The sequence below is a fragment of the Chryseobacterium endalhagicum genome, assembly GCF_016745235.1.
In the GTDB taxonomy this organism is placed as follows: Bacteria; Bacteroidota; Bacteroidia; order Flavobacteriales; family Weeksellaceae; genus Chryseobacterium; species Chryseobacterium endalhagicum.
Genome location: NZ_JAELVM010000002.1, coordinates 155,064 through 169,309 on the forward strand (window position 1 = coordinate 155,064; position 14,246 = coordinate 169,309).

Consider the following 14,246-nt stretch of genomic DNA (forward strand, 5'->3'; position numbering starts at 1 on the left):
TCCATCAATATCATTTTTGTTATACATTTGATCTAAAATCAACAATCATGAAAATCGTAAAATTTATTCTTTGCCTTTTGTTTGCATTGGTTTTCATCAATGCCGGACTTGATAAATTCCTGCATTATTCTCCAATGCCAAAGCTGACTCCCGAACAGGAGAAGCTTTTTGCTGCGTTCATAGAAATTGGATGGCTGATGCCATTAGTAGGAATTGTAGAAATTGTTGGCGGGGTATTATTTATCTTCCCAAAAACCAGAGCTCTTGCTGCTATCATCATTCTTCCTGTTATGGTAGGAATTGTGCTTCATAACGTATGGAGAGACCCCAATCAAACAGGCATCATTATCTCTGTAGTGATGTTCCTGATCAACATCTGGGTAATTATTGATAACAGAGAGAAGTATAAGGCTTTGATCAGTTAGGATTATTTGTGAATAGTGAATGGTCAATCGTGAATTTTAGCCGAATATAAAAATTGACTGCAAAGCAAATTGACCATTCACCATTCACATTATACAAATGCACTGAATCCCGTAATCGATCTTCCCACAATCAGGGAATTGATCTCTTTCGTTCCTTCGTAAGAATAGATGGCTTCAGCATCGGCGACGAATCTTGCCACATCATACTCGAGGAGAATCCCGTTTCCTCCCAATACTTCTCTGGCTCTGGAAACAATATCCCGGGTTCTCAGCGTACAGAAAACCTTAGCCAGCGAGGCGTGCTCATCCTTTAAAATTCCTTCATCCTGCATTTCAGAGAGTCTGAAAACCATGGTCTGCATAGCGGTAAGATTGGAAAGCATTTCCACCAGATGTCCCTGGATCATCTGAAACGAAGCAATAGGTTTTCCAAACTGCTCTCTGGTTCTGGTATACTGCAAGGCACTTTCGTAGGCTCCTCTTGCACATCCGGTAGCCATCCACGCTACTCCCGCTCTGGTCATACGCAGTACTTTTCCGGTATCTTTAAATGAATTGGCGTGCTGCAGGCGGTTTTCTTCAGTGACAAGGCAGTCTGTTAAAGTGATCAATCCGTTCTGGACGATTCTCAATGCCATTTTTCCTTTAATTTTCTCCACGGAATAGCCCGGATTGTCTTTTTCAACGATAAATCCTTTCACTTCACCACTGTCCAGGTCTCTTGCCCATATAATAACCAGGTCGGCAAAAGTGGCATTTCCGATCCATTTTTTCTGTCCGTTCAGAACCCAGCCTTCAGGCGTTTGTTTACAGGTTACAGTAAGACCGCCCGCTGCTCCTGACCCTACTTCAGGTTCGGTAAGGCCGAAAGCTCCTATTTTTTCAAATTTCTGCATCTGCGGAAGCCATTTCTGTTTCTGTTCTTCCGACCCGCAGATGTAAATAGATCCCATAGCCAATCCGGACTGTACCCCGAAAAATGTCGCAATGGAAGCATCTATCCTTGCCATTTCCATGGCTATAACGCCTTCCATCAGAAAAGGCATTCCGGGACAGCCGTATCCTTCATAGGTTACGCCGCAGATATCCAGTTTCTGGAATTTGGGAATCAGTTCAAAAGGAAATTCGTCTCTTAGCCAGTAATGATTAACGAGAGGTTTCACTTCTTTTTCCATGAAGGCTCTTACTTTAAGCTGAATCTCCCGCTGTTCCGGGGTCAGGGTATGGTAGATATCATAAAAATCTCCGTCAATAGGGGGAAGTTCTCTTTTTTTCTTGTTGGGATCCAGCATTTTCATCATTCCGTTCAGCTGCTTATCATCCAGTTTGGAGAAATTCTGCATCAGCTTTGGCAGATCTACTTTTTGGGAAATGGCACTCAGCTGATCAAAATCTATGGATCTGAATAAGTCTATTGCGTTTCTGATTTTAGAAAAAGTATTTGACATAGTAATGTATTGTGGGATTGATTTGTAAAAGTTAAGCAAAAATTGCTCCGAAAACAAGGTTACAAAACGGTATTTATTTTACAAAACACTCATTTACAGCAAATTAAAACAGAAATATTTCTTTACAAACTTTTTGCCTCTGATTTTCAAATGTTACAAAGATTCCTGACAGAACTTTGACCTAAGCAAACCCATAAAAATAAACGCTATGAAAACGACTTACATTAAATTATCATTATCCGCACTGCTTCTTTTAGGTATTTATTCATGTAAAAAAGGGGAAGCAGCAGTTTCTAATGAACGCGCAGATTATACGGCGGATGCCGCAACCGCAACTACAGACAGCATTTCATCTGCAGCAACGATGACGGTAAAGGATAAACAGTTCATAAAAACAGCAGATGTGAATATGGAAGTGAAGGACGTATATGAAGCCACCGTTTCCATTGAAAAATCGGTTCATGATCTTGGAGGGTTTGTTACCCACAGCAATCTCAGCAGCAATGTAGTTTCGGAGAAAACCTATAATACTTCCGGCGAAAATGCTATGCTGATCAAAAAGTTTCAGTCAGAAAATACCATGCAGGTAAGAGTTCCTATGGAAAAACTGGGCGAGCTTTTAACCTTGATCAATAATAAAAAGCTTTTTCTGAATTCAAGAATTATCAATGCTGAAGATGTAACCTCAGGCATCAAGTATGCAGAAATGGAAGCCAAAAGAATCAAGAAAACGGGCGAAAATATAGACGAGCTTAAGACCAACAAAGACAAAGTAACGCTTGATAATGATAATATGGCGGAAGGAAATCTTCAGCAGCTTGCAAATATGGATGTTTCGGACAACATAAAATACAGCACCGTAGATATTTACATTAAAGAACCGAAACTGCGCATTGCTGAAATAGCGGTAACCAATACCAGCAGCCTTGATAACAAATACAAGTTCAATTTTATATATGATGCGAAAAACGCTTTTGTGGAAGGGTTTTATCTGATCCAAAAGATCGCAGTAGGACTTATTACCATATGGCCTCTCTTATTAATTTTAATTGCAGTTTTCTATTTTTTAAGAAAAAGAAAGCTGGTAAAGCCGGAAAGCACAAAAATTTCTGAAGAATAAAAAAAGCATTCCTAACCAATTGGTTATCATCATAATTTTAGATTTTACAGACCTCCTTTTCCGGGAGGTTTTTATTTTTTTCAAAAAAAACTGTAACGATCATCAGACTGCCCTTACCTACTGTTTAAAGAATAAGAAAATCAAAAAACTTAACCATATGAAAAATTTAATACAACTAGGATTCGCAGCATTGCTGTCATTGAATGTGACCACCGTAAAGGCACAGAACAAAAATGCAGAAAACAGTACCCTTTGGGAAATTTCAGGAAACGGACTTACAAAACCTTCTTATCTTGCAGGCACCTGCCACATCATGTGCAGCCAGGATTTTGAAATAAAACCGAAAGTCATGAAAGCTCTTGAAAAATCTGATCAATTTGTAATGGAGATCAATTATACAGATCCTTCTGAAATGACCGCGATGCAGAAAATGTTTCAGACGGATAAAAAACTCTCAGAGCAGCTTAGTCCGGAAGAAGCCAAAGAATTAGACAAAATCCTGATCGCTGATTATGGCACAGATCTGAAGAAAATGGATAATTCCAGTTCGCAGGGGTTGTATGCTTTAATCTCCATGAAAGCAGTTCCATGCCCGCAGACTGAGATCAAACTGTATGAAATGGAGCTTTTGCAGAATGCCCTTAAAAACAAAATGAAAGTCAACGGACTGGAAAAAGTGGAAGACCAGATGAAATCTATCAATAAAGCTTATGATCTTAAAGGAGTGATCGGACAGCTGAAAATGGGGAAAGAATATGAAAAACTGCTGAAAGAGATGGTAAGCGCCTTCAAAAAAGAAGATGTAAGGTCCGTCTACACCCTTTTTAAAGACGACAGAATAATGAATGCCGAACAGGAAAAAGCCATGCTGACGGACAGAAATAAAAACTGGGCAGAAAAAATGCCGGATATGATGAAAAAAGAAAGTTCTTTCTTTGCCGTAGGAGGCGCTCATCTTATGGGTGACAACGGAGTGATCCAGCTCCTGAAATCTAAAGGATACACCGTGAAACCGGTATCAAGCTTATAAACTAACCAAACCGTGAAACCATCGTGAGCAGTCAGACTGAAACCGCTTTTTTAAAGCTCATCAACCAGCACAAAGGCATTCTGTACAAGGCCTCCCGCATCTATGCAGATTCTGTGGAAGACCGGGAAGACCTTCAGCAGGAAATCCTTATCCAGCTGTGGAAATCTTACCAGAATTTCAAAGGCAACAGTGAATTTTCCACATGGATGTACCGTGTAGCCATCAATACCGCGATCACCTATTTGAAAAAGGAGAAGCAGCGGACCAGCAATCAGGCTGATGTGCCGCATCATTTTGAAGTTCAGAATGAAGACTATAACCCTTCCAAAGACAGGCAGCTGGAAATATTCTACTCTGCCGTTCAGGAACTGAAAGCCCTGGAAAAAGCCATTATATTCTATTTCATGGAAGGAATGTCTCACAAGGAAATTGGAGACAATATGGGGATCAGCGAAGGCAATGCCCGCGTAAAACTTAACCGAACCAAAGAAAAAATACAACAAATCATAAAAAAATCAGGCTATGAATTTTGATCAATTAAAAGAACAGTGGAATAATGAAGACGGAGACAGCGTCAATATTCCCAACACCATAGAACAGTTAAAGAAAAGCAAGCATCCTATAGAAAAAATCCGGAAAAGCATGAAGGCAGAATTCCCGCTTCAGGTGATCGCCGTTATTCTGATCGGTTTCTTTCCGATGCAGCTTGGATTTCCTTCTTCACAATATGTTATTTACTATACTTCCTATGCCATGCTTGTGGTGATCTCCTCTTATTATCTGTACGGCTTCTATAAATTTTACAAGCAGACAGGATTATACACCGGAAACACCAAAAACAGCCTCTGGAAAATATACCACGAATTAAAGCTGAATATGGAAAGATACCAGTCTTTCGGGTTCCTGCTTCTGCCGCATCTGATGATTACATTAGGCTTAGAATTCTATAACGTTCTTTCTGAAAAAGGGCAGTCTTTGGGAAATCTTACCGGTTCTTATCAGCAGTCCCTGATTCTTACCGTACTATTAGGAACATTAGCAACTGTAGCTGGCATTGTTTTATGGACCAAATACATTTACGGTCGTCAGGCTAAACATCTGGAAAACATTCTTAACGAAACGGACGAATAATATTCTTCCACCTCTCATAAAAACGATAACCATGAAACCCTAGATATGAATCTGGGGTTCTTTTTTTAATTGGCTTTATTATTTTCCAGCAAATTTTTCCAGCTTAGATGTTTACGTTGTAGTTCAATACAAGTTTATCTGCGCTTTTACCCCGTATTCCCCAGTTATGCATTGGAGTTTCAAAGATTGTAATTTCCAGATCCATGGTTGAAATTCCAAGCTCATTCTCAAACCGGTCAAACAAAAGCTGGTAGAGTTTCTTTTTTGCTTCAATACTTCTTCCTTCAAAAACATTGATTTCTATAATCGTATGCTTTTCTGTCCGGGTATCGAAGTAGAAAAAACTGTCTTCGTCTATATAAATAAATCTGTGCGCTTTCTTTTCTTTCGGGTAATGAAAAGCATCCACTATGCATTCGTGTACAATTCCGGATAATTTCTCCCGGATTGGGTGCAGGTGTTTTTTTATGCCGAATATTTTAATTTGTCCCATTTTTCATCAGTGTTTTTTTAAGGTGAAAGAATCACTCCAAATATATAAAATCTCCCTAAATATCTAAAAACCAAATACTCTGAACCTGCAAAGCATGAATATAGCGCTTGATCTTTCTCATCTTACAGTTTGCCGGTATATCTACAGAAAAATCAGCCAGATTATTAACCCAATCATCACAACCTTTTCATTATTATCATAATTTTATATTTTACAGCCTCCGTTTTTTCCCGGAGGTTTTATTTTTCCTTAAATTTGCACATCAGAAATAAAATGATATGGATTTTAAACATTTTGAATCCAGCTAGTCATTTTCTGAATCTACTAAATTCCAAAAGTATGCTATCAAAAATAAATCCTATACACACCAACAGCTGGAAAGCACTTGACGAACATTTTGCAGGAAACGACTTCGATATGAGAAGCCTTTTCCAGTACAATCCGAATCGTTTCAATGAATTTTCCCTGCAGAAAGACAATTTTCTTTTTGATTATTCTAAAAACCTGATCGATTCAAGAACGAAGGACCTTTTAATTCAGCTCGCCAACGAATGCCAGCTGAAAGAAGCTATTTCCAAAATGTTTTCAGGTGACAAGATCAACGAAACAGAAGGAAGAGCAGTTCTGCATACGGCTTTAAGGGATTTTTCAGATAAAGAGATCATCGTAGACGGTGAAAATATAAAACCTCAGATCAGAAGGGTTCTTGACCATATGAAAGCTTTTTCTGAAAAAATTATTTCAGGGGAACACAAAGGTTTCAGCGGAAAAGAAATTACTGATGTGGTGAATATCGGAATCGGAGGTTCAGACCTTGGTCCGGTAATGGTTTGTTCAGCATTAAAGCATTTTAAAACAAGACTAAACGTTCATTTCGTTTCTAATGTTGACGGGAATCACATTGCTGAAACCGTTAAAAAACTGAATCCTGAAACCACATTATTCATCATTGCGTCCAAGACTTTTACGACTCAGGAAACGATGACGAATGCCAACTCAGCGAAGGACTGGTTCCTGAAAGCAGGAAAAGAAGAAGATGTCGCGAAGCATTTCGTAGCCTTATCCACTAACGTTGAGGAAGTTAAAAAGTTCGGAATTGCAGAAGAAAATATTTTTGAGTTCTGGGATTGGGTAGGCGGAAGATATTCCCTTTGGAGTGCCATCGGCCTGAGCATTGTTCTGGCGGTAGGATATGAGAATTTTGAGCAGCTTTTAAAAGGCGCTTCCGATACAGACCAGCATTTCCAGACGGCAGATTTCTCTGAAAACGTTCCTGTTTTAATGGGCCTTTTAGGAATCTGGTACCGTAATTTCTATGCAGCAACAAGCTATGCTATTCTGCCTTATTCCCAGTATCTGGACAGGTTTGCCGCTTATCTTCAGCAGGGAGATATGGAAAGCAACGGAAAATGTGTTGACAGAAACGGTGAGTTCGTAGAATATGAAACCGGCCCAATTATCTGGGGTGAGCCTGGAACAAACGGACAGCATGCTTTCTACCAGCTTATTCACCAGGGAACAGAACTGATTCCTGCAGATTTTATCGCTTACGTGAAAAGCAGCAATGCAGTATCTGATCACCAGCCGAAACTTTTAGCTAACTTTTTCGCTCAGACTGAAGCACTTGCATTCGGGAAAACGGAAGAAGAGGCAGAAGAAGAATTAAGAAATTCAGGAAAATCCGATGAGGAAACAGACAGACTGCTGAATTACAAAGTCTTCCACGGAAATACGCCTACTAACTCCATACTGTTCAATGAATTAACTCCTTTTTCACTGGGGCAGTTAATTGCCATGTACGAGCATAAGATTTTCGTTCAGGGAGTGATCTGGAATATTTTCAGCTTCGATCAGTTTGGAGTGGAATTAGGAAAAGTTTTAGCCAATAAAATCCTTCCGGAGCTTGAAAATGATGCTGCAGTCAGTTCTCATGACAGCTCTACCAACGGATTGATCAATTATTATAAAGGAAATAAGTAACCAATGTCTTTACTGCGGTCATATTATTATAAGCTTCCTCCCGGTCTCAGACTTCTGGGAAGAAAGATCTATTTTTTCCCGATAGACCTCTATGACAGTCTGACGGGGAAAAGATCTGAAAATGCTCCCAAAAAAGGAGATATTTATGTTGGCGGCCGCGGTGATGATTTTATTGCTCACGGAATCCGCCAGGTGAATGCCCTGAAAAAATATATCGGTCTGCAAAACACAGATCACGTTCTGGATGTGGGATGCGGTATCGGAAGAACTGCAGTAGCCCTCACAGGAATTATTGATAAAGGAACTTATGACGGTTTTGATGCCGTAGAAAAAGGAATCAGCTGGTGTAATAAAAATATCGGTAAAAAACATCCGAATTTTAAATTTAAGTTTACCCCGATTTATAATGATCTGTACAATACTTTCAGCCAGAAAGCGGAAGATTTTACATTTCCTTATGATGATGCCCGGTTTGATAAAGTATTCCTGTTTTCCGTGTTCACCCACATGCAGATTCCCGAGATCAAAAGGTATCTGAAAGAAATCAGCAGAGTGATGAACAGCAGCGGACAGTGCCTGGCTACCTTCTTCCTGTATGATGAAACCAAAACGGAATTTGGAACCATGCCTTTTCCACACCAATATGACGGGTACAGGCTGATGGATGATAAGGTAACCGCAGCCAATATTGCAGTAAGCATACCTTTGCTGAACCAGATGGCCGCAGAAGCAGGACTGAAAGTATCCACTGTAAAAGGAGGATTCTGGAGAACGGATGTAAAGAGGGAAGGCGCCGATGAGTTCCAGGATATCGTTGTATTCAATAAAATCTAAATAAAAAGTAAATAAAGTAAAAATGGCAGAAATTCTTGACGGACTTAAAGTATCCAAAGAAATAAAGGCAGAGATCAAGGCTGAAGTAGAAAAGATCCTTGAAGGCAAGAAAAGAGCACCGCATCTGGTAGCGATTCTTGTAGGAAACAACGGAGCGAGTAAAGCGTATGTAAACAGTAAAGTAAAAGACTGTGAGGAAGTAGGATTCCGTTCTTCTCTTTTAAAGTTCCCAAGCACTGTTTCCGAGTCTGAATTGCTGGAAAAAATTGATGAGCTTAATAAATCCAAGGAGGTAGACGGCTTCATTGTACAGCTTCCTTTACCGGACCAGATTGATCAGGAAAAGATCATCCTGGCTATTGATCCCAGAAAAGATGTAGATGGTTTCCACCCTGAAAACTTTGGGAAAATGGCTTTGGAAATGGACACGTTCCTTCCCGCTACCCCATTCGGAATCCTTACCTTACTGGAAAGATATAATATTGAAACCAAAGGAAAAGACTGTGTGATCATCGGAAGAAGCAAGATCGTAGGAAGACCTATGAGCATCCTGATGGGAAGAAAAGATTTCCCGGGGAACTCTACCGTGACGTTAACGCACTCTTACACAAAAGACATTGAAGAATATACAAAAAGCGCAGACATTGTTATTACCGCTTTAGGTGATCCTCACTTCTTAAAAGGAGATATGATCAAGGATGGCGCAGTAATCGTGGATGTGGGTATTACAAGAGTAGATGATGACTCTCCAAAAGGATACTACCTTGCCGGTGATGTGGATTTTGACAGCTGTGCAGCCAAAGCAAGCTGGATTACACCTGTACCCGGAGGAGTAGGTCCTATGACCAGAGCCATGCTGATGAAGAATACCATCATCGCCTACAAAACTTCGGTCTATAACGACTAATTTTAAAATGAACAAAGAAGAAGATATTTTATTAAAAGAAGGTAAAATGCTCCCGGTAATGGAGCATTTTTACACTTTACAGGGAGAAGGAGCACACACCGGAAAAGCGTCTTATTTCATCAGATTGGGAGGCTGCGACGTTGGGTGCCATTGGTGTGATGTAAAAGAAAGCTGGGACCCCAACCTACATCCATTGATGAATGCAGAGGAAATTGCCGAAACGGCTGCAAAACACTGCAAAACCATTGTTCTTACCGGCGGAGAGCCGCTGATGTGGAATCTGGATATTCTTACAGGGAAATTAAAGGAACTTGGATGTACCATTCATATTGAGACTTCGGGGGCTTATCCGATGAGCGGACAGATCGACTGGATCACTCTTTCCCCTAAAAAAACAGGACTTCCGAAAGAAGAGATTTATGAAAAAGCAAGTGAGCTGAAAGTGATTATATTCAATCAGCATGATTTCACATTTGCCCAGGAGCAGGCAGCAAAGGTTTCCGGAAACTGTAAACTGTATATGCAGAGCGAATGGAGCAAACGTGATGAAATGTATCCAAAAATCACCGATTTTATTCTGGCCCATCCGGAATGGCAGGCTTCTGTTCAGACCCATAAGTATCTGAATATTCCTTAAAGATCACTTCTTTTAGATTTCACAGAAAAATACCGGATCTGGGTTATTCTTTTATTTATATTACTGTTTTTTCGCCTGAAGTACATAAGTAGTAGGCGAAAATTTATAATATTCAGAGAATACCGGAATATACCGCAAAAATTATGTACATTAGCTCTTCGTATCCGTTATAACACCGATAGATGCAGAGAATTCGATACTCTAGATACCTGAAATCGATTATTATTTTGCTTGACCTTCTGGTTATTGCATCTATTTTTATATTCTTTTTTGTAAGCCGGAACGAAAACTTAAAGTACAGCGAAGAAACATGGTATGAGAATATTTTCTCTATCACCCTGCTGTTTTTATTCTGGATGCTGCTGAGCGGCAGGACAAAAATCTATAATATCCAGAGGAATCTTACGTATACTTTGTTTCTGGAACGTCTCCTGATTCACTTCATTTTTTTTATCCTGGGGGTTTTTCTTATTGCGAAAGTGAGTAAGAATGTATTTTTCAATTCAGATATTTACTGGCTTACCTTTTATCTGTTTTTCTTTATTTTCCTTACCAAATCGGTCATTTATTTTTCTATAAAATACTTTCGTTCCCTGGGGATCAACTACCGGAATGTAATGTTTCTGGGTGAAGAAGGTTCTACAGATATTTTAAAGAATATTTTCCAGAACAGAAAAGATTACGGGTATAAAATTTTTGAGTACGGAAATCCTGAAATACATCCGAATGACCTAGTTGGATTCTGGAAAAAGAATGGAATTCATACTTTATTTTTATCTACGGAAAATACCTTCAGTGAAGAGATTGAAAAAGAGATCTTTAAGCTGGCCGAAGACAATAAAGTTCACGTTTCACTGATTCCCAGCATTACACAGAGTGATTTTTTCCTTTATGATCTGGGCTATATTCAGACCCAGCCTATTCTCAGCCAGGCCAAATATCCTTTGGATTATTATTCCAATTTTCTGGTTAAAAGAACGTTTGACATTGCTTTTTCAGTGTCGATTTTGCTGCTGTTATGCTCCTGGTTATTTCCGGTGATCGCTATTTTAATAAAAGCAACATCCAAGGGCCCTGTTTTTTTTGTTCAGAAAAGATACGGTTTCCATGAAGAGGTATTTTCGTGTTTAAAGTTCAGAACCATGGTTGTTAATGATGAGTCTGCAACCAAAACCACGGAAGAAAATGATTCAAGAATTACCAATATCGGAAAATTTTTAAGAAAAACCAGCCTTGATGAGCTGCCTCAGTTCATCAATGTTCTCAAAGGTGAAATGTCCATCGTAGGGCCGCGTCCGCATATGCTGTCCGTTGACAATTATTACAAACCGAAAATCGGAAGGTACAGCTTAAGAAGCATGGTGTCTCCCGGAATTACGGGTCTTGCACAGGTAAGCGGACTTCGTGGAGATTACGGAGATGTAGAGGTAGAAATGAAAAAACGTATCCTTGCAGACACTTTTTATGTAAGAAACTGGAGCTTTGTTTTGGATCTGGTTATTATTTTAAAGACGGTTTTACTGGTTATCGGCGGGGATAAAAACGCAAAATAAATCAAACAAAAACTAAAGATTGAAATTAAGGAATCATATTTGCTGCTAAGGTTAGATAAACCTTAGGGTGAAGACTGAACCTTACCCTTAATTAAATAAAAAAAGTCTAATTTAGCAGCATGTTAAAAAAGTTTTTCACAGCAGTAGGAGAATACATTATCCTTCTAGGTAAATCTTTGCAGAAACCGCAGAAAATGAGGGTTTTCTGGAAGCTGTTCATGAGAGAAATTAATGATCTCGGAGTCAATTCTTTTGGGCTTGTGATCTTCACTTCTATATTTGTGGGAGCAGTAGTTGCTATCCAGATGTTCAACAATTTTGATTCTTCTTCTTTCCCGATTCCGCCTTCCTTCGTGGGTTATGCTACGAAAGCAGTTTTGGTTCTGGAATTTTCGCCCACCATTATCAGTCTTATCCTGGCGGGTAAAGTAGGATCTTATATTGCATCCAGTATAGGAACCATGAGGGTCTCCGAGCAGATTGACGCATTGGACATTATGGGGGTGAATTCGCCCAACTTTCTGATACTTCCAAAAATTTTCGCCTGCGTTATTTTCAATCCTATTCTTATTGCCATCAGTATCGTGTTCGGTATCGGTGGAGGCCATCTGGCAGGTATGCTTACCGGGAACTGGACTGAGAATGATTATATCGTAGGGATTCAGATGTATATGCCGAACTTATTCGTGTATTATGCATTTATCAAAACTACCGTATTTGCTTTTATTATTGCTACGGTTCCTTCCTATTTCGGGTATAACGTAAAAGGAGGATCGCTGGAAGTAGGTAGAGCAAGCACCCAGGCGGTGGTATGGACAATGGTATTCATTATCATTTCCGAATTAATTTTAACCCAATTAATATTAAGCTGATGATTGAGGTAAAAGATCTTAAGAAGAGTTTTGGCGATGTTGAAGTACTTAAGGGAATTTCAACTTCTTTTGACAAAGGAAAGGTAAACCTGATCATCGGGCAGAGCGGCTCGGGAAAAACTGTTTTCCTGAAAAGTTTACTGAATGTATACCAGCCCTCATCGGGAGAGATCCTTTTTGACGGTACGGATATCAATACCATGACCAGAGACCAGAAACAGCATCTGCGCTCTGAAATCGGAACCGTATTCCAGGGAAGTGCACTCTTCGATTCACTAACGGTGGAAGAGAATATCATGTTTCCGCTGGATATGTTTACGAATCTTACATTCCGGGAAAAAAAGAAAAGGGTTTTTGAAGTGATAGGCCGGGTACACCTTGATAAAGCGGGCAGAAAATTCCCGTCTGAGATTTCCGGGGGAATGCAGAAGCGTGTGGCCATTGCAAGAGCCATCGTGAACAACCCGAAATATCTGTTCTGTGATGAACCGAATTCCGGGCTTGACCCTTACACCTCCAATATTATTGATGACCTGCTTCTGGAAATCACTCAGGAATACAATACAACAACGATCATCAATACCCACGATATGAATTCCGTGATGACGATTGGCGAGAAAATTGTATACCTCCGCTTAGGAATCAAAGAATGGGAAGGCAACAAGGACATTCTGATCACCGCAGGCAATAAAAATCTTATTGACTTCGTTTATTCTTCAGAACTGTTTAAAGAGCTGAGAGAATATTTACTTGAAAATAATAAAACGATTGAAAATACAATCACTAAAATAGACGATAATGAAAAAGGTATTTAGTATAGCATTAATCGGGGTTTCAATGTTCGCTTCTGCACAGATTTCACTGGCAGGGAAAGCTAACTTAATATTCCCGACAGGCTCACCATCCTGGAAAAACATCAAAGGAACGGTAAATGATGCCATTGAAGGAACAGGAAAAAACAATGTAGGGTTCAATGTAGGGCTTTCATTAAAAGTAGGACTTCCTGCTGCATTTTATGTAATGCCGGAAGTATATTACACGAACTTCAAAAATGAATTCACTACGGAGAATACTACTTTTGATGTGAAGAGCAGCCGTATTGATGTTCCGTTGCTTTTGGGACACAATGTTTTGGGAAATATGCTTAGTGTGTATGCAGGACCTGTAGCCAGCTATAATCTGAGCACAGACAACACTTACAATGACTTTAAGGAAAATGCTAAAAATGATTTCACAGTTGGATACCAGTTCGGGGCACAGCTTGAAATTAAAAAGCTTCTTATCAATGCACGTTACGAAGGATCATTCAGCAAGGATGAAAGAAATTTCATCAACAAGGTTTCCGGTGCAGAAGTAAGATACGACAACAGACCTAACCTGTTTTTAGTAGGGGTAGGCTACCGATTTAAGTAATTTGAAAATAACTTCTATAAAAAACCCTCAATATCTTAGATTTGAGGGTTTTGATTTTGATTCTGAAGTTCAGCTTCACGCTTGGCAATTTCTGTCGCCTGCTTTTCCAGCTCTTCTTTGTCCTTCTGAAGTTGTTTGAATTCTTTTCTTTTCTCTTCCGCCTTTATGGCACTTCCCTTACTTACATAGCCCACCATTCCTCCAATAATAAGGCCTATACCCACTCCGGCCATCACACCCATCATATGGGAGATGGTAATGCCGCCCACGGTAAAATCTGTGGTCAGGTAAAAAAGAAGTGCTGAAACAGCCAGCAATATCAGTCCTGTAATTGATAAACTTTTCATAAATATTGTGTTTAGTGGTTTAAATTAAAAAGCCTTACCCAATTTAGTGAAAATTA

At 39.5% G+C, this 14,246-nt stretch carries 16 protein-coding genes; 13 read left to right on the top strand and 3 right to left on the bottom strand.

Features of this window, described 5'->3' with window-relative positions:
• The first annotated feature begins 47 nt into the window (after window positions 1–47).
• Window positions 48–425 carry a DoxX family protein gene (locus JET18_RS10970; protein ID WP_202091024.1) on the top strand — a complete coding sequence of 126 codons (378 nt, stop codon included), beginning with the start codon at window positions 48–50 and terminating at the stop codon, window positions 423–425.
• 89 nt (window positions 426–514) lie between these two features.
• On the opposite strand, the gene JET18_RS10975 is transcribed toward JET18_RS10970, so the two are convergent.
• On the bottom strand, window positions 515–1,873 hold the full coding sequence (locus tag JET18_RS10975; RefSeq protein WP_202091026.1) for an acyl-CoA dehydrogenase family protein: 1,359 nt from the start codon (window positions 1,871–1,873) through the stop codon (window positions 515–517).
• Between the two features lie 208 nt (window positions 1,874–2,081).
• On the opposite strand from JET18_RS10975, the gene JET18_RS10980 reads away from it, so the two are divergent.
• From JET18_RS10980 to JET18_RS10995, 4 genes are all read left to right on the top strand, one after another.
• A complete protein-coding gene (locus tag JET18_RS10980; RefSeq protein ID WP_202091028.1) occupies window positions 2,082–2,993 on the top strand; it encodes a DUF4349 domain-containing protein in 912 nt (303 codons plus the stop codon).
• Window positions 2,994–3,150: 157 nt separating this feature from the next.
• Entirely contained in the window at window positions 3,151–4,023 is an 873-nt protein-coding gene (locus tag JET18_RS10985; RefSeq protein WP_202091030.1) for a TraB/GumN family protein, read from the top strand.
• A gap of 98 nt (window positions 4,024–4,121) precedes the next feature.
• Window positions 4,122–4,556: an RNA polymerase sigma factor gene (locus tag JET18_RS10990; protein ID WP_394369521.1), complete on the top strand. Its 435-nt coding sequence runs from the start codon at window positions 4,122–4,124 to the stop codon at window positions 4,554–4,556.
• The gene (locus tag JET18_RS10995) at window positions 4,546–5,154 is read left to right on the top strand and encodes a hypothetical protein (protein WP_202091034.1); all 609 of its coding nucleotides are present in this window, start codon (window positions 4,546–4,548) and stop codon (window positions 5,152–5,154) included. Before JET18_RS10990 ends, JET18_RS10995 begins: the two co-directional genes overlap by 11 nt.
• Window positions 5,155–5,257: 103 nt before the next feature.
• Here JET18_RS10995 and JET18_RS11000 read toward each other — a convergent pair whose 3' ends face one another.
• A complete protein-coding gene (locus JET18_RS11000; RefSeq protein WP_202091037.1) occupies window positions 5,258–5,647 on the bottom strand; it encodes a tautomerase family protein in 390 nt (129 codons plus the stop codon).
• A 339-nt stretch (window positions 5,648–5,986) separates the two neighbouring features.
• Here JET18_RS11000 and pgi point away from each other — a divergent pair, with 339 nt between their 5' ends.
• From pgi to JET18_RS11040, 8 genes are all read left to right on the top strand, one after another.
• The gene (gene pgi / locus JET18_RS11005) at window positions 5,987–7,627 is read left to right on the top strand and encodes a glucose-6-phosphate isomerase (protein WP_202091039.1); all 1,641 of its coding nucleotides are present in this window, start codon (window positions 5,987–5,989) and stop codon (window positions 7,625–7,627) included.
• Between the two features lie 3 nt (window positions 7,628–7,630).
• On the top strand, window positions 7,631–8,461 hold the full coding sequence (locus JET18_RS11010) for a class I SAM-dependent methyltransferase (protein WP_202091041.1): 831 nt from the start codon (window positions 7,631–7,633) through the stop codon (window positions 8,459–8,461).
• Window positions 8,462–8,483: 22 nt separating this feature from the next.
• Window positions 8,484–9,368, top strand: coding sequence for a bifunctional 5,10-methylenetetrahydrofolate dehydrogenase/5,10-methenyltetrahydrofolate cyclohydrolase (locus JET18_RS11015; RefSeq protein WP_202091043.1), 885 nt, complete (start codon window positions 8,484–8,486; stop codon window positions 9,366–9,368).
• A gap of 7 nt (window positions 9,369–9,375) precedes the next feature.
• A complete protein-coding gene (locus tag JET18_RS11020) occupies window positions 9,376–10,005 on the top strand; it encodes a 7-carboxy-7-deazaguanine synthase QueE (RefSeq protein WP_202091045.1) in 630 nt (209 codons plus the stop codon).
• Window positions 10,006–10,187: 182 nt separating this feature from the next.
• Complete coding sequence (locus JET18_RS11025; RefSeq protein WP_202091048.1) at window positions 10,188–11,558, top strand: exopolysaccharide biosynthesis polyprenyl glycosylphosphotransferase; 1,371 nt, start codon at window positions 10,188–10,190, stop codon at window positions 11,556–11,558.
• 119 nt (window positions 11,559–11,677) lie between these two features.
• Entirely contained in the window at window positions 11,678–12,430 is a 753-nt protein-coding gene (locus tag JET18_RS11030) for an MlaE family ABC transporter permease (RefSeq protein WP_153396412.1), read from the top strand.
• Window positions 12,430–13,245 (top strand): ABC transporter ATP-binding protein, encoded by an 816-nt coding sequence (locus tag JET18_RS11035; RefSeq protein WP_202091050.1) that lies wholly within the window; start codon window positions 12,430–12,432, stop codon window positions 13,243–13,245. The genes JET18_RS11030 and JET18_RS11035 overlap by 1 nt, the downstream gene beginning before the upstream one ends.
• A complete protein-coding gene (locus JET18_RS11040; RefSeq protein ID WP_202091052.1) occupies window positions 13,229–13,843 on the top strand; it encodes an outer membrane beta-barrel protein in 615 nt (204 codons plus the stop codon). Before JET18_RS11035 ends, JET18_RS11040 begins: the two co-directional genes overlap by 17 nt.
• A gap of 35 nt (window positions 13,844–13,878) precedes the next feature.
• Here the strand turns inward: JET18_RS11040 and JET18_RS11045 are convergent, their stop codons facing one another.
• The gene (locus JET18_RS11045; protein WP_202091054.1) at window positions 13,879–14,190 is read right to left on the bottom strand and encodes a hypothetical protein; all 312 of its coding nucleotides are present in this window, start codon (window positions 14,188–14,190) and stop codon (window positions 13,879–13,881) included.
• Window positions 14,191–14,246 lie beyond the last annotated feature (56 nt).

Excerpts from the sequence above, each read along its gene's own strand:
- JET18_RS10970 (WP_202091024.1), top strand. The coding sequence starts at position 48 with ATGAAAATCGTAAAATTTATTCTTTGCCTTTTGTTTGCATTGGTTTTC.
- JET18_RS10975 (WP_202091026.1), bottom strand. The coding sequence starts at position 1,873 with ATGTCAAATACTTTTTCTAAAATCAGAAACGCAATAGACTTATTCAGA.
- JET18_RS10980 (WP_202091028.1), top strand. The coding sequence starts at position 2,082 with ATGAAAACGACTTACATTAAATTATCATTATCCGCACTGCTTCTTTTA.
- JET18_RS10985 (WP_202091030.1), top strand. The coding sequence starts at position 3,151 with ATGAAAAATTTAATACAACTAGGATTCGCAGCATTGCTGTCATTGAAT.
- JET18_RS10995 (WP_202091034.1), top strand. The coding sequence starts at position 4,546 with ATGAATTTTGATCAATTAAAAGAACAGTGGAATAATGAAGACGGAGAC.
- JET18_RS11000 (WP_202091037.1), bottom strand. The coding sequence starts at position 5,647 with ATGGGACAAATTAAAATATTCGGCATAAAAAAACACCTGCACCCAATC.
- pgi (WP_202091039.1), top strand. The coding sequence starts at position 5,987 with ATGCTATCAAAAATAAATCCTATACACACCAACAGCTGGAAAGCACTT.
- JET18_RS11010 (WP_202091041.1), top strand. The coding sequence starts at position 7,631 with ATGTCTTTACTGCGGTCATATTATTATAAGCTTCCTCCCGGTCTCAGA.
- JET18_RS11015 (WP_202091043.1), top strand. The coding sequence starts at position 8,484 with ATGGCAGAAATTCTTGACGGACTTAAAGTATCCAAAGAAATAAAGGCA.
- JET18_RS11020 (WP_202091045.1), top strand. The coding sequence starts at position 9,376 with ATGAACAAAGAAGAAGATATTTTATTAAAAGAAGGTAAAATGCTCCCG.
- JET18_RS11025 (WP_202091048.1), top strand. The coding sequence starts at position 10,188 with ATGCAGAGAATTCGATACTCTAGATACCTGAAATCGATTATTATTTTG.
- JET18_RS11030 (WP_153396412.1), top strand. The coding sequence starts at position 11,678 with ATGTTAAAAAAGTTTTTCACAGCAGTAGGAGAATACATTATCCTTCTA.
- JET18_RS11035 (WP_202091050.1), top strand. The coding sequence starts at position 12,430 with ATGATTGAGGTAAAAGATCTTAAGAAGAGTTTTGGCGATGTTGAAGTA.
- JET18_RS11040 (WP_202091052.1), top strand. The coding sequence starts at position 13,229 with ATGAAAAAGGTATTTAGTATAGCATTAATCGGGGTTTCAATGTTCGCT.
- JET18_RS11045 (WP_202091054.1), bottom strand. The coding sequence starts at position 14,190 with ATGAAAAGTTTATCAATTACAGGACTGATATTGCTGGCTGTTTCAGCA.